Source organism: Agrobacterium sp. BT-220-3 (assembly GCF_025910175.1).
Classification (GTDB): domain Bacteria; phylum Pseudomonadota; class Alphaproteobacteria; order Rhizobiales; family Rhizobiaceae; genus Agrobacterium; species Agrobacterium oryzihabitans.
Window position 1 is genome coordinate 542,731 of the sequence record NZ_JAPAIX010000003.1, and the last position, 12,715, is coordinate 555,445.

Sequence of the window (12,715 nt, forward strand, 5' to 3'; positions counted from 1 at the left end):
CGACCTTCTCCCCGGCGGGGAGAAGAAGCGAGCGGCACCCGCTCGATCTATGCGCAACGCGGGCTACGGGGCTGGCCCTCAGGCCGGCTCTTCCAGCCTGATGCTCAGGCTGCGTAGCTCTTCCGTATGTGGGTGTTTGATGCGGCCCTCGCGCAGATCGCCTGCACTCAGCTGCTCGACCATTTCACCGTTCAGCATCACGCCCACCTGCGGGCAGAGATGCGCGATAACAGCCAGATTGTGGCTGACGAGGATATAGGTGAGGTTGCGCGCCGCACGCAGGTCCTGCAACAGGTTCAGGATTTCCGCCTGCACCGAAACGTCGAGCGCCGAAGTCGGCTCATCGAGCAGCAGCACCTGCGGGTCGGCAATCAACGCACGGGCAATCGCAACGCGCTGGCGCTGGCCGCCGGAAAGCTGGTGCGGGTAACGGAAGCGCACCGCCTGCGGGAGGGCCACGTCGGACAAAGCCTGCTGGATGCGTTTTTCGATATTGTCCATGCCGTGCACCAGCGGCAATTCGCTGAGAATGCGGTCGATGGTCTGGCGCGGATGCAGTGAACCGTAGGGATCCTGAAACACCATCTGCACCTGCCGGAAGAATTTCGGCGTGCGCTTCAGCGGCGCGTCCTTGCCGGCAAAGGCGATGCGGCCTTCCCAGCTTTCGTTGAGACCGGCCATGGCGCGCAGGATGGTGGACTTGCCCGAGCCGCTTTCGCCGACAATGCCGAAGCTGCCGCCCTTTTCGACCGAGAAGGACACGCCCTTCACCACTTCACGGTCGCCGAACTTGATACGGAGATTATCGACGTCGATCATTGGCTGGACCACGCTGCATCACGGTTGAGAACGGGAAGACGCTCGCGCGGATGCGTCAGCGAGGGAATGCAGTTCAGAAGTCCCTTTGTATAGGGATGTTCGGCTTTCAGGAGTTCGGAAGCCTTCAGCTCCTCCATCACCCGGCCGGAATACATGACAGCCACGCGGTCGCAGAAATGCGAGACGAGCGGCAGGTCGTGGCTGATGAGGATGAGGCCCATGCCGCGTTCCGACACCAGTTCCTCGATCAGCCGCAGGATTTCCGCCTGTACCGTGGCGTCGAGCGCACTCGTCGGTTCGTCGGCGATCAGGAGTTCCGGATCGGGCGCCAGCATCATGGCGATCATCACGCGCTGGCCCATGCCGCCGGAAACCTCATGCGCATAGGACGACGCAACCTGACGCGGATTGCGGATTTTCACCTGATCGAGCAGGGCGATGGCCGCTTCCATGGCCGCGCGCTTGCTGCCGCCCTTGTGGGCGCGCCATGCTTCCGCGATCTGTGCGCCCATGGTCTTGACCGGGTTCAGCGAATATTTCGGATCCTGAAGGATGAAACCCGCCCGTTTCCCCCGGATCTGGCGCATCTGCTTTTCGCTGGCGGAAAGCACGTCGATACCGTCGAAGGAGAGCTTGTCGGCCCTGATATCGGCATTGGAGGGCAGAAGCTTCATCAGCGCCCGCGCCGTGAGGCTCTTGCCCGAACCGGATTCACCGACGATGCCGAGCTTTTCGGTTCCAAGCTTCATGGAAACACCGCGCACCGCCTCGAAACGGCTGGTGCGGGTTTGGAAAGCGATCTTCAGATTTTCGATTTCGACCAGCATGGCTCAATGTCCCTTCGGGTCGAGCACGTCGCGCAGGCCATCACCAAGGAAGTTGAAGGCGAGCGAAACGAGGAAGATGGCAATGCCCGGAATGGTGGCGACCCACCATTGTTCGAAGATGAAGCGCTTTGCAGTCGCAATCATCGCGCCCCATTCCGGCGAAGGCGGCTGGGCACCCATGCCGAGGAAGCCGAGGCTGGCGGCGGTGATGATGATCGAGCTCATGTCGAGCGTGATGCGCACGATAAGGCTCGGTACGCAGAGCGGCGCGATGTGACGGGCAATGATGCGCCAGGCGGAAGCACCCGTCAGCCGGTAAGCCGCGACGAAATCGCTACCGCGAACCGTCATTGTTTCGGCGCGCGCAAGACGCGCATAGGGCGGCCAGGCGGTGAGCGCTATGGCGAGAATGGCGCTTTCGACGCCGGGCTTCAGCGCCGCGACGAAGGCGAGCGCGAGGATGAGGCGCGGGAAGGCCAGGAATACGTCCGTCACCCGCATCAGCACCGTATCGACGATGCCGCCGAAATAACCGGCGATGCAGCCGATGGCGAGGCCGATCGGCGCGACGAGAACAACGACGGCGATGACCATGCCGAGCGTGACGCGGCCGCCGTAAAGGATGCGCGAAAGGATATCACGGCCCAGCTCATCCGTGCCGAACCAGTGCTCGGCATTCGGGAAGGCAAGGCGGTTGCCAAGGTTCTGCGCGGCCGGATCGTAAGGCGCAATGAGCGGCGCCAGCAAAGACAGCGCGATGAAGACGACGATGATGGTCAGACCGATCACCGCCAGCGGGTTGGACTTGAGGTTCAGCCAGATGCGGTACCGGTTTCCCCAGGCAGCCTGGCTGCGGGAATGCGGAGTCTCATCCAGAGCCCAGTTTCTGAAATTAGCTAACATCATCGAACGCGGGGATCCATTACTCGGTAAAGCACGTCTGCGAGCAGGTTGAGGCCGACATAGATCAGGCCGATCAACAGGGTTGCTCCGACGACGGGGTTCATGTCCGCGTTCATGAGCGAGACGGTGAGGTATTGACCAAGGCCCGGCCAGCTGAAGACGGTTTCCGTCACCACGGCACCTTCCAGAAGGCCGGCATAGGTGAGTGCGAGAACCGTGACGAGCTGCACGGCAACCGTCGGGAAGGCGTGCCCCCAGATGACGGTCGTGGCCGAAAGCCCCTTGGCGCGGGCGGTAATGACATATTCGCCCTTCAGCGCATCGATCATGAAGGCGCGCGCCATGCGGGTGATATAGGCCATGCTGAAATAGGCGAGGATGCAGACCGGCTGCACCATATGGGCAAGTGTGTCGTAAAACGCGCCCCAGTCGCCGGCAAGCAGCGTGTCGACAGTCATCAGGCCGGTGACCGGCGAGATCATGCCGTCATAGATGATGTCCTGCCTGCCCGGTCCGGGCGCGACGCCGAGCGTGGCGTAAAATACCAGCAGCGAAATCAGCGCCAGCATGAAGACGGGCACGGAATGGCCGGCAAGGCAGACGATGCGGATGATCTGGTCGGTCGTCTTGCCCTGCCTCACGGCGGCCCATACGCCGAGCGGAATGCCGATCAGGGCTGCGAGAATGAGGGCTGCCGTGGCAAGTTCGAACGTGGCGGGGAAGACGCGGGTAATATCCACCCAGACCGGATTGCGGGTCAGGATGGAATTGCCGAAATCGCCGTGCAGGACCTGCGAGACATAATGGAAGAACTGCACGACCAGCGGCTGGTCGAGGCCCATTTCCGCACGCACGCGCACGATGACGTCTTCAGGCGCGTTGTCGCCGACCGCCGCAATGACGGGATCGACGGGCATGACGCGCCCGATCATGAAGGTGATGACCATCAAACCGAACAGCGTCAGAATGACGCTGCTCAGTATCGACGATATGCTTTTGACGCGCTTGTTCAATGTCACGCTTTCTTCGCATCGTGGTAGGAATTGCCCTCGGAGAGAACGCCGAGTTCGAAACCGGAAACGCCCTTGCGGAAGGCAGCCGTTTTCGTCGTCTGGAACATGAAGACGAACGGGCTGTTCTGCATGTGCTCGCGCTGCAGGGCTTCATAAAGCTCCACGCGCTTTGCCGGATCCTTCTCGTCGCGGGCGGCTTCCGCCTTGGCAGCGAAATCGTCGTTCTTGAAACGCGAACGCCACAGGAACGGCTTCGACTTGGCGTCGTCGCCATTGTCCTTGTTGATGTTGAAGACATCCGCGTTGGAATGCGGATCGAAATAATCCGTACCCCATGCAGAAAGCGCCATCTGGTGCTCGCGGGCGCGCATCTTGGTCAGGACCTGACGGTTTTCAGCCGACTGCAGACGTACCTTGATGCCGATATCGGCAAGGTTTGCCTGGATGGCCTGCGCCAGGTCCGGATAGGGCTGCGCGGAATAGTGGTCCATGCTGATTTCGAAACCGTCGGCAAGGCCGGCCTCCGCCATCAGCGCCTTGGCCTTTTCGACATCGCGCTGGAACGGCGTGTCGTCGACGGCGCCGGGGAAACCTTCCGGCTCGAAGCTCTGGTGGACCTTGTGGGACAGCGGCACGATGTTTTCCTGCATGCCCTTGTAGTCCAGCGCCCACTTGATGGCCTGCCAGACCTGCGGCTTGGCAAGGTTCTCATTGCCCTGGTTGAGCGAGATCAGCACCAGCGAGGCAATGCTCTTGCGATCCAGTTCGATGTTCGCGTCGTTCTGGGCGCTGCGCAGCTGTTCCGAGGTGAGGTCGCGGGCAATGTCGATATCGCCCTTCTGCAGCATCAGAAGCTGGGAAGACGGATCGGTGACGTGGCGCAGGATGATGCGCTTGATGTTACCCTTGTAGGGGCCGTTCGGGTTGACCGTGAGTGCGACGCTTTCGCTCGGCTTCCAGGCCTGAAGCATGAAATCGCCGGAACCGGCGCTGTTCTTCTGCAGCCAGCCATTGCCGAGATCTTCGCCGGAAGCATTGGCGAGAACCGCCTTCTTTTCGACGATCGCGCCGATATTGGCGGAGAGGCAATAAAGCAGGAAGGAGATGGCGGTCGGCTTCGCCGTCGTCAGCTTCACCGTCTTGTCATCGGCGGCAACGATGGTCGTCTCGGCATTCTCAGCAGTGAAGCCGAACTGGCTGATGATGAAGGCCGGGCTCTTGTTCATCTTGATGGCGCGCTGCAGCGAGAAGGCAACATCTTCCGCCGTGACTTTCGCGCCGCTGGAGAAGGTCGCTTCGTCACCGATGACAAAGGTGAAGACCTTGCTGTCAGCATCGGCTTCCCAGGATTTCGCGATGACCGGATCGACCTTGGTGGAATCTTCGCGATTGGCGCGCACCAGCTTCTGGTACATGTTGGACATGATTTCACCGCCGACGGCTTCGAAGCCTTCATGCGGATCAAGGCTCGTCATGTTGTCCAGCTGCTGCGCAACGACCAGAATATCCTTGGGCGTTGCGGCAAATGCCGGAATGCGCGCATAGGACAGGAACGGTACGGCTGCGCCAGCAATCAGCAGGTTGCGTCTTGAAATCATCGAAAATCCCCTTTCGGACCTTATTTTTCGGAAAACGGTATGGGTCTGCCCCAATCCAGTCATTTTTTTTATGTTTCCCCGCGATTACCATGAGCAAACGAGGCGCGACCAATTCCAAATTTGGCAGAGCCTATGCACGGATTGCATTTGCTCCCGCCTTGACCTTTCCTCTACCAATTCCCACAAAGTCTGACGGACGCGCGCCCGCGCGGCTCCGCATATCCAAAGGTGAATGACCATGACCGATGAAAAAACCGTACCCGTCTTCGACGGCCACAACGACGTGCTTCTGCGGTTATGGCGATCGGGCAATGCTTCTCCCGAAACGCTTCTCATCGAAGGGGATACAGTCGGCCACATCGACCTGCCGCGCGCGAAGAAGGGCGGCCTGGCCGGCGGCCTCTGCGCCGCCTATGTGCCCTCGCCCAGCATGGAAAAGGACGCAAACGGCGATTACTCGACACCGACCGAGGCAGACGCGCTGAAGGCGACGCTTGCGATGGCGGGGCTGCTGTTCCGTGCCGAGAAGCAGTCGAAGGGCGCTCTGAAGGTCTGCCGCACGGCCGCCGATATCCGCAACGCGATAGCCGAGGGCGCTTTCGCTTCCGTGTTCCATATCGAAGGTGCGGAAGCGATCGGCGCCGATCTGGATGCACTCCACGTTCTCTACGAAGCGGGCCTTCGCACGCTCGGGCCGGTCTGGAGCCGCCCGAACATCTTCGCTTACGGCGTTCCCTTCCGTTTCCCGTCGACGCCGGATATTGGCCCCGGCCTCACCGATGCCGGCAAGCGACTGGTGAAGACCTGCAACGAACTGAAGATCATGGTCGACCTGTCGCACATGAACGAGCAGGGTTTCTGGGATATCGCCAAGATTTCCGATGCGCCGCTGGTGGCATCGCATTCCAACGCCTATGCGCTGTGCAATCACAGCCGCAACCTGACGGACCGCCAGCTGGACGCCATCCGCGACACGGGCGGCCTTGCCGGCATCAATTTCGGCGTTCTGTTCCTGCGTCAGGATGGCGTGAAGAACCCGAACACGGACCTGAACGAACTGGTCCGCCACGTGGACTATATCGTCAACCGCATCGGCATCGATCACGTCGCCCTCGGTTCGGACTTCGACGGCACCACCATTCCCGCCGCCATGAAGGATGCAGCCGACCTGCAATTGCTGGTCGAGGCTCTGCGCAAGGGCGGTTATGACGACGACGCACTCGCCAAGATCTGCCATGGCAACTGGGTGCGCGTGCTGGAGAAAAGCTGGGGCGCGTAAAGCGCCCCGTTTTCACCCTTCGTCCGGCGCGCAACCGCGCCGGAGAGAGAAGAGCGGCGGGCCCTCAGGCCTTTGCCGCTTTCTTTTTGCCCGTGGCGCGAAACGCCAGAAGACCGGCAACCACGGCAATCATCGCCCATTTGACCGGCAGCGCATCCGCCGTTTCGCTGCGGATCGGCAGAACCGTTACCGTTCCCGGACGCTCTTCATATCCGGCCTGTCCGCTCGCCTTGGCATCGGCGATCTGCTGCGGCGAAACGACCCATTCGGCGCCCCGCATCTTGTCAACGGTCATGTAACCGCCGCCCGCCACGATGGCGACGATGAGCGAAATCACTATTCTTGTGGGCATGTTCATTTGCATTCTCCTTCAATTGAAAGGAGCGTGTAGTCGCATCAAACCCCGTCACCAAGCAACCGCAACGGTCAATTGACTGCCTTTCGGAACAATCCCGCAAATCATGCATTCCATAGTTGCAATTTGGCCTTTAGACTTGGCGAAATTCATGGGATGAACAGTCACAAACTTCACATCGACACTTCATGCTTTTCTGCTAATCACATTTCCTCAACCGAAACGAATTAGCGACACATTCCTGTGGTTCGCCAACCTTGGGAAATGGGCGCTGGATAAAGCACATGGCAGACAAGAGCGAAATCACACAGACCGACGTCGCAGAATCCGCGGTTGAAAGCTTCTTTGCCAGAAACCGGCCCTATCTGACGGCGATCGCCATCACGCTGGTCTTCGTGATGATGACCTTCGCCATCTATCACCTGACGTCGGAAGTCCGCTATGACGACGTCATCGACGCGCTGACGCAGACCTCGGTTTCGGCCGTGCTGCTCGCCATCCTCTTTACCGCGCTCAGCTTTCTGGCGCTGATATTCTACGACGCCAATGCGATCGAATATATCGGCCGCAAGCTGCCGTTCCCGCCCATGGCGGCAACGGCCTTTGCCGCCTATGCCATCGGCAATACCGCCGGTTTCGGTCCTTTGAGCGGCGGCGCGATCCGCTTCCGTGCCTATTCGCGCCTTGGGCTTTCGCCCGGCGAAATCGCCCGCGTCATCGCCTTCGTCACGCTTTCCTTCGGGCTCGGCCTGCTTTCGGTCAGCGCCGTCTCCACCTTCATCGTCGCGCCGCGCATCGCCGCCATCATTGGGGTTGATGCTGTCATCCTCAGAGGCGCAGCACTCGCCGTCATCGCGGTGCTCGTCGTCGCGGCCTATGTCGGGCGCAACGGCCATACGATCCGGCTCGGCGCATGGCGTCTTCGCCTTCCCGACAGCCGCACATCCTCGCGCCAGTTCCTTGTCTCGGCCTTCGATATCGCCGCCTCCGCCTCCGTACTTTACGTGCTCTTGCCCGACACCCATCTCGGATGGCCGACATTCTTCGCGATCTACGCCACCGCCGTCGGCCTCGGCGTCCTCAGCCACGTGCCGGCCGGTCTCGGCGTCTTCGAGACCGTGATGGTTGCGGGCCTCGGCAATGCCATCAGCGTTGACCAGCTGCTTGGAAGCCTCGTTCTTTACCGCGTGATCTATCACGTCCTGCCGCTGGTGGTCGCCATTCTGGTGATGCTCGTCTCGGAAATGAAGCAGTTCGCGGCAAAACCCGTAGTCTCCGATATCAGCCAGCTTGCCGTCAGGCTCGCGCCGCCGCTGCTGTCAACCTTCGCGATGATCCTCGGCACCATGCTGATCTTCTCGAGCGTGACGCCGACGCCGGACAGCAATCTGGACTTCCTGTCCAATTTCGTGCCGTTGCCGATCATCGAGGCCGCGCATTTTCTCACCAGCATTCTCGGCCTCGTGCTCGTCGTCGCCTCGCGCGGCCTCGGCCAACGGCTTGACGGCGCCTGGTGGATCGCGCTCGTCGCCGCGTCGCTGGCGCTGGTTCTCTCCCTTCTCAAGGCCATCGCGGTCTTTGAGGCCGCCATCCTCGGCGTCTTCATCGCGGCCCTTGCCGCCAATATGCGCAGCTTCAACCGCCATGCCTCGCTGGTAAAGCAGGCGCTGGGCCCAAGCTGGCTCGCCGCCATGGCCGTCATCGTCGCGGGCGCGGCAACCATCCTGCTCTTCGTCTACCGCGATACGGATTACAGCCAGACATTGTGGTGGCAGTTCGAATTCTCCGAGGAAGCGCCGCGCGGATTGCGCGCTCTTCTCGGTCTCGTACTCGCCTCTTCCACCATCGCCATCTTCAGCCTCATGCGGCCGGTCGCCTACAGACCGGACGCGATCGAGGCCGACGACGTCGTGCGCGCGACTGACATCGTGATGACGCAGGATGCGGCTGACGCCAATCTGGTGCGCATGGGCGACAAGCACGTGATGTTCTCGGAAAGCGGCAATGCCTTCATCATGTATGGCATTCAGGGCCGCTCCTGGATCGCCTTTGCCGACCCGGTCGGCGACGAGGAGGATTTCCCCGATCTCGTCTGGCAATTTGTCGAGGCCGCCCGCTCGGCAGGCGCACGCGCCGCCTTCTACCAGATATCGCCTTTCCTTCTCTCCCATTGTGCCGATGCCGGCCTGCGCGCCTTCAAGCTCGGCGAACTGGCGCTGGTCGATCTCACCGCCTTCGAACTGAAGGGCGGCAAGCTCGCGAACCTGCGCCAGTCGCTCAGCCGCGGCGCGCGTGATGGGCTGACCTTCGAAGTCATCGAACAGGCGCAGGTGCCAGCCATTCTGGATGAGCTGAAACAGGTCTCCGACAGCTGGCTTGCGCATCACAACACGCGGGAAAAACGCTTTTCGCTTGGCGCTTTCGAGCCGGATTACATCCTGTCCCAGCCCGTCGCCATCCTGCGCAAGGACGGCAAGATCACCGCTTTCGCCAATCTGATGGTGACGGACACGAAAAAGGAAGCCACCGTCGATCTCATGCGCTTTTCGCCGGATGCGCCACGCGGCTCGATGGATTTTCTCTTCGTCAGCATCATGCAGCATCTGCGCGAGGCGGGATATGAAAGCTTCAACCTCGGCATGGCGCCCATGTCCGGCATGTCGAAGCGCGATGCGGCACCCGTCTGGGACCGCATCGGCAGCACGCTGTTCGAACACGGCGAACGTTTCTACAACTTCAAGGGACTTCGCGCCTTCAAGGCAAAGTTCCACCCGAAATGGGAACCGCGTTACCTTGCCGTGCAGAACGGCGCAGATGCCGCTCTGGCGCTGATGGACGCGACGGTTCTGATCAGCGGCGGCGTCAGAGGAGTGATCGGAAAATGAGAAAATCCAGCATGCTGAAGGCGGCGCTTGCCGCTTCCGCCCTGTTGACCTCCCCGCTGTTTACGTCCAGCGCCGCTTTTTCGCAGGACAAGCCGGCCTATGAGACCGGCATGATCCCCGCCGAGCATATCATGGTGCCGGATGGCGAAATCCTCGCCAGCGTCTTCCTGATTTCCGATGCGGATGGATGGACGAATGCCGATGAAGAACGCGCCAAGGCGCTGGTGGAAAAGGGTGCCGCCGTGGTCGGCATCGATTTCAAGGAATATATGAAGGCGCTCGAGGCAGACGAGGACGAGTGCATCTATATGATCTCGGACATCGAATCGCTGTCGCAGCAGATCCAGCGCACCGCCGGCACCAGCAGCTACCGCCAGCCCATCCTCACCGGCATCGGCAAGGGCGGAACGCTGGCGCTGGCCATGATCGCGCAAAGCCCGGTCTCGACCGTCCGCGACGCCGTCGCCGTCGACCCGAAAGCAGGTCTGCCGCTTCAGAAGATACTCTGCACCCCCGCCACCAAGGACAAGGTAGATGGCGAAACGGTCTATGGTCTGACCGATGGTCCGCTGCCCGCACCCGTCAGCGTGCTGTTTACGCCCGCTGCGGATCAGAAGGGCCGCGACCACGTCAACGCGCTCGTCAAGCTGCATCCCGATATCGACGTGACGGATGTGGATGACAAGGCGGACGAAATCCTGACGCAGACGCTTTCCGACCAGATCGACGCCGCCGGTGACACCGACAGCCCGCTCGGCTTGCCGATCAAGGTTCTGGAAACGAGCCCTGTCATGGACACCATGGCGGTGATTTATTCCGGCGACGGCGGCTGGCGCGACCTCGATGAAGAAGTGGGTGGTGCGCTGCAGAAACAGGGCATTCCCGTGATTGGCGTCGATGCCCTGCGTTATTTCTGGAAAGAAAAACAGCCGCAGGAAGTGGCGGGCGACCTTGCACGCATCATCGACACCTATCGCAAGCAATGGAAAGTTCGCAATGTCGTGCTGATCGGCTATTCCTTCGGTGCCGACATCATTCCTGCAACCTATAATCTTCTGCCGGAACGCGCGAAATCCCACGTCGTGCAGCTCTCCCTGCTGGGCTTGTCGACGGAAGTGGACTTCGAAATTTCCGTTCAGGGCTGGCTTGGCGTGGCTGGCGAAGGCAAGGGCGGCAAGACGGTGGACGACATCGCCAAGATCGATCCGAAGCTGGTACAGTGCGTATACGGCACGGAGGAAGAGGATGAAGACCCCTGCCCCGGTTTGAAGGCGAAGGGTGTCGAGACGATCGCCATTGAAGGTGGTCACCATTTCGACGAAGACTATGAGGCGCTTGCAAAGCGGATTGTGACATCGCTGAAGACCCGGCTGCCTAAATAGAACATTTTAACCTGAGGGGCTTCGGGAGAATTTCCGAAGCTCCGACCATGAATTTACGGGCTCCTCCCCAGAAACATCACCTCCCGCAGCCTTCAAACTCCCCTGAATGACCGGCGGCGGTTCGAAACCCGTCTTCGATCGCCACCCACGCTTGCGGAATCGATTAAATTATTATTCAAAAGAACCCGGCCGGCGGCGAATGTTCATGGCGTTTCCTCAACCATGCCTCTGTTGATTGCCAACCATGGATTTTATATTTTCGGACCGGTTCAGGGAGCCGCCGCATGCCCGCCTTAAAGCGAAAGACAAAAACACCCGTCCTCGTGGAACGCATCGACCAGTTCGTCGCTGGCGTCAGAGAGGCGATGAAAAGCAGCGATGCATTGCGAAACAAGAAAATCCGCGACCTCTGGGACGCCGAGGTTCGCGACCATTTCGACAATGGCCGCACGGAAAAGACGCTTGAACTTTACATCATGAAATATCGCTACGCTCTGAAGGCCGAATTCGGCCCGAAGAGCACGCCGCTTGCCATCTGCAACATGAAAAAGCTGCGGGAGCGTCTGAACACCTATATCGAGCGGGCGGACTATCCGAAAACCGGGGTAGCGGCATCGATTGTCGAAAAAATCGAACGGGCGGAATTCAACACCGCCGGCCGGAAGCCAACCGTTCTTCTGCGCATTGCCGATTTCATTTCGGCGATGAACGGCATGGGTACGAAGGAAGAGATGCAGGCCTTGTGGGACGCTGAAATCAGCATCATGAAGGGCAGAGCCCAGACGACGATCATTTCCTACATCACGAAATACCGCAATGCCATCCGTGAAGCCTTCGGCGACGACCATCCAATGCTGAAGATCGCGACCGGCGATGCCGCGATGTATGACGATGCACGCCGGGTCAAGATGGAGAAGATCGCCAACAAGCATGGCGCGCTGATTACATTCGAGAATTACAAAGAGGTGCTGAAGATCTGCGCCGACAATCTCCAGTCCGACGATCCCCTGATGATCGGCATCGGCCTGATCGGCATGACGGGACGACGCCCTTATGAGATCTTCACCCAAGCTGAGTTTTCCCCCGCCCCCTATGGCAAGGGCGTTTCCAAATGGAGCATCCTGTTCAACGGCCAGGCCAAGACCAAGCAGGGCGAGGGAACGAAGTTCGGGATTACCTACGAAATTCCGGTTCTTGCCCGCTCCGCGGCCATTCTCTCCGCCTATCAGCGCCTGCGCGCAAGCGGGCAGGGAAAACTGTGGCACGGCATGTCGATCGATGATTTTTCATCGGAAACCCGCCTGCTGCTCAGGGACACGGTTTTTAATCTGTTCGAGGATCTCTGGCCCAGGGAAGAACTTCCCAAGCCCTATGGCCTGCGGCACCTTTACGCGGAAGTCGCATATCACAATTTCGCCCCGCCCCACGTCACCAAGAACAGCTATTTCGCCGCCATTCTCGGTCACAACAACAACGACCTCGAAACCTCGCTCTCCTATATGACCTATACCCTGCCGGAAGATCGCGACGATGCGCTGGCACGGGCCAAACGTGTCAACGAACGGACATTGCAGCAGATGGCGACCATCGCGCCCGTTTCCCGCAAAGCATAAAGCCAGCCGCGGATGTCAATCCGCAGCTGGCAACGCCATTC

General features: G+C 60.2%; 10 protein-coding genes. 4 read left to right on the forward strand and 6 right to left on the reverse strand.

The window, feature by feature from the left end:
• Positions 1-78: 78 nt before the first annotated feature.
• Genes OK142_RS12985 through OK142_RS13005 form a run of 5 tightly spaced genes read right to left on the reverse strand, consistent with a single transcriptional unit; the run spans position 79 to position 5,160 of the window.
• Positions 79-819: an ABC transporter ATP-binding protein gene (locus OK142_RS12985; RefSeq protein ID WP_498683152.1), complete on the reverse strand. Its 741-nt coding sequence runs from the start codon at positions 817-819 to the stop codon at positions 79-81.
• Entirely contained in the window at positions 816-1,646 is an 831-nt protein-coding gene (locus tag OK142_RS12990) for an ABC transporter ATP-binding protein (protein WP_082182874.1), read from the reverse strand. Before OK142_RS12990 ends, OK142_RS12985 begins: the two co-directional genes overlap by 4 nt.
• A 3-nt stretch (positions 1,647-1,649) precedes the next feature.
• A complete protein-coding gene (gene nikC / locus OK142_RS12995; RefSeq protein WP_216330197.1) occupies positions 1,650-2,552 on the reverse strand; it encodes a nickel transporter permease in 903 nt (300 codons plus the stop codon).
• Complete coding sequence (locus OK142_RS13000) at positions 2,549-3,562, reverse strand: ABC transporter permease (protein WP_498683248.1); 1,014 nt, start codon at positions 3,560-3,562, stop codon at positions 2,549-2,551. The genes nikC and OK142_RS13000 overlap by 4 nt, the downstream gene beginning before the upstream one ends.
• 2 nt (positions 3,563-3,564) lie before the next feature.
• A complete protein-coding gene (locus OK142_RS13005; RefSeq protein ID WP_498683155.1) occupies positions 3,565-5,160 on the reverse strand; it encodes an ABC transporter substrate-binding protein in 1,596 nt (531 codons plus the stop codon).
• A gap of 238 nt (positions 5,161-5,398) precedes the next feature.
• Between OK142_RS13005 and OK142_RS13010 the strand changes: the two genes are divergently transcribed.
• Positions 5,399-6,439, forward strand: coding sequence for a dipeptidase (locus OK142_RS13010; protein ID WP_137038215.1), 1,041 nt, complete (start codon positions 5,399-5,401; stop codon positions 6,437-6,439).
• Positions 6,440-6,503: 64 nt separating this feature from the next.
• Here the strand turns inward: OK142_RS13010 and OK142_RS13015 are convergent, their stop codons facing one another.
• Positions 6,504-6,797, reverse strand: coding sequence for a hypothetical protein (locus OK142_RS13015; RefSeq protein WP_035241042.1), 294 nt, complete (start codon positions 6,795-6,797; stop codon positions 6,504-6,506).
• Positions 6,798-7,078: 281 nt separating this feature from the next.
• On the opposite strand from OK142_RS13015, the gene mprF reads away from it, so the two are divergent.
• The 3 genes from mprF to telA all read left to right on the forward strand — a co-directional run bounded on the left by mprF (position 7,079) and on the right by telA (position 12,674).
• Entirely contained in the window at positions 7,079-9,679 is a 2,601-nt protein-coding gene (gene mprF / locus OK142_RS13020; RefSeq protein ID WP_003492109.1) for a bifunctional lysylphosphatidylglycerol flippase/synthetase MprF, read from the forward strand.
• Complete coding sequence (locus OK142_RS13025) at positions 9,676-11,061, forward strand: virulence factor (RefSeq protein ID WP_498683157.1); 1,386 nt, start codon at positions 9,676-9,678, stop codon at positions 11,059-11,061. The genes mprF and OK142_RS13025 overlap by 4 nt, the downstream gene beginning before the upstream one ends.
• A gap of 284 nt (positions 11,062-11,345) precedes the next feature.
• Positions 11,346-12,674: a telomere resolvase TelA gene (gene telA, locus OK142_RS13030; protein WP_498683158.1), complete on the forward strand. Its 1,329-nt coding sequence runs from the start codon at positions 11,346-11,348 to the stop codon at positions 12,672-12,674.
• The last annotated feature ends 41 nt before the right edge of the window (positions 12,675-12,715 follow it).

Coding starts and splice junctions, on each gene's coding strand:
- OK142_RS12985 (WP_498683152.1), bottom strand. CDS start 819: ATGATCGACGTCGATAATCTCCGTATCAAGTTCGGCGACCGTGAAGTG.
- OK142_RS12990 (WP_082182874.1), bottom strand. CDS start 1,646: ATGCTGGTCGAAATCGAAAATCTGAAGATCGCTTTCCAAACCCGCACC.
- nikC (WP_216330197.1), bottom strand. CDS start 2,552: ATGATGTTAGCTAATTTCAGAAACTGGGCTCTGGATGAGACTCCGCAT.
- OK142_RS13005 (WP_498683155.1), bottom strand. CDS start 5,160: ATGATTTCAAGACGCAACCTGCTGATTGCTGGCGCAGCCGTACCGTTC.
- OK142_RS13010 (WP_137038215.1), top strand. CDS start 5,399: ATGACCGATGAAAAAACCGTACCCGTCTTCGACGGCCACAACGACGTG.
- OK142_RS13015 (WP_035241042.1), bottom strand. CDS start 6,797: ATGAACATGCCCACAAGAATAGTGATTTCGCTCATCGTCGCCATCGTG.
- mprF (WP_003492109.1), top strand. CDS start 7,079: ATGGCAGACAAGAGCGAAATCACACAGACCGACGTCGCAGAATCCGCG.
- OK142_RS13025 (WP_498683157.1), top strand. CDS start 9,676: ATGAGAAAATCCAGCATGCTGAAGGCGGCGCTTGCCGCTTCCGCCCTG.
- telA (WP_498683158.1), top strand. CDS start 11,346: ATGCCCGCCTTAAAGCGAAAGACAAAAACACCCGTCCTCGTGGAACGC.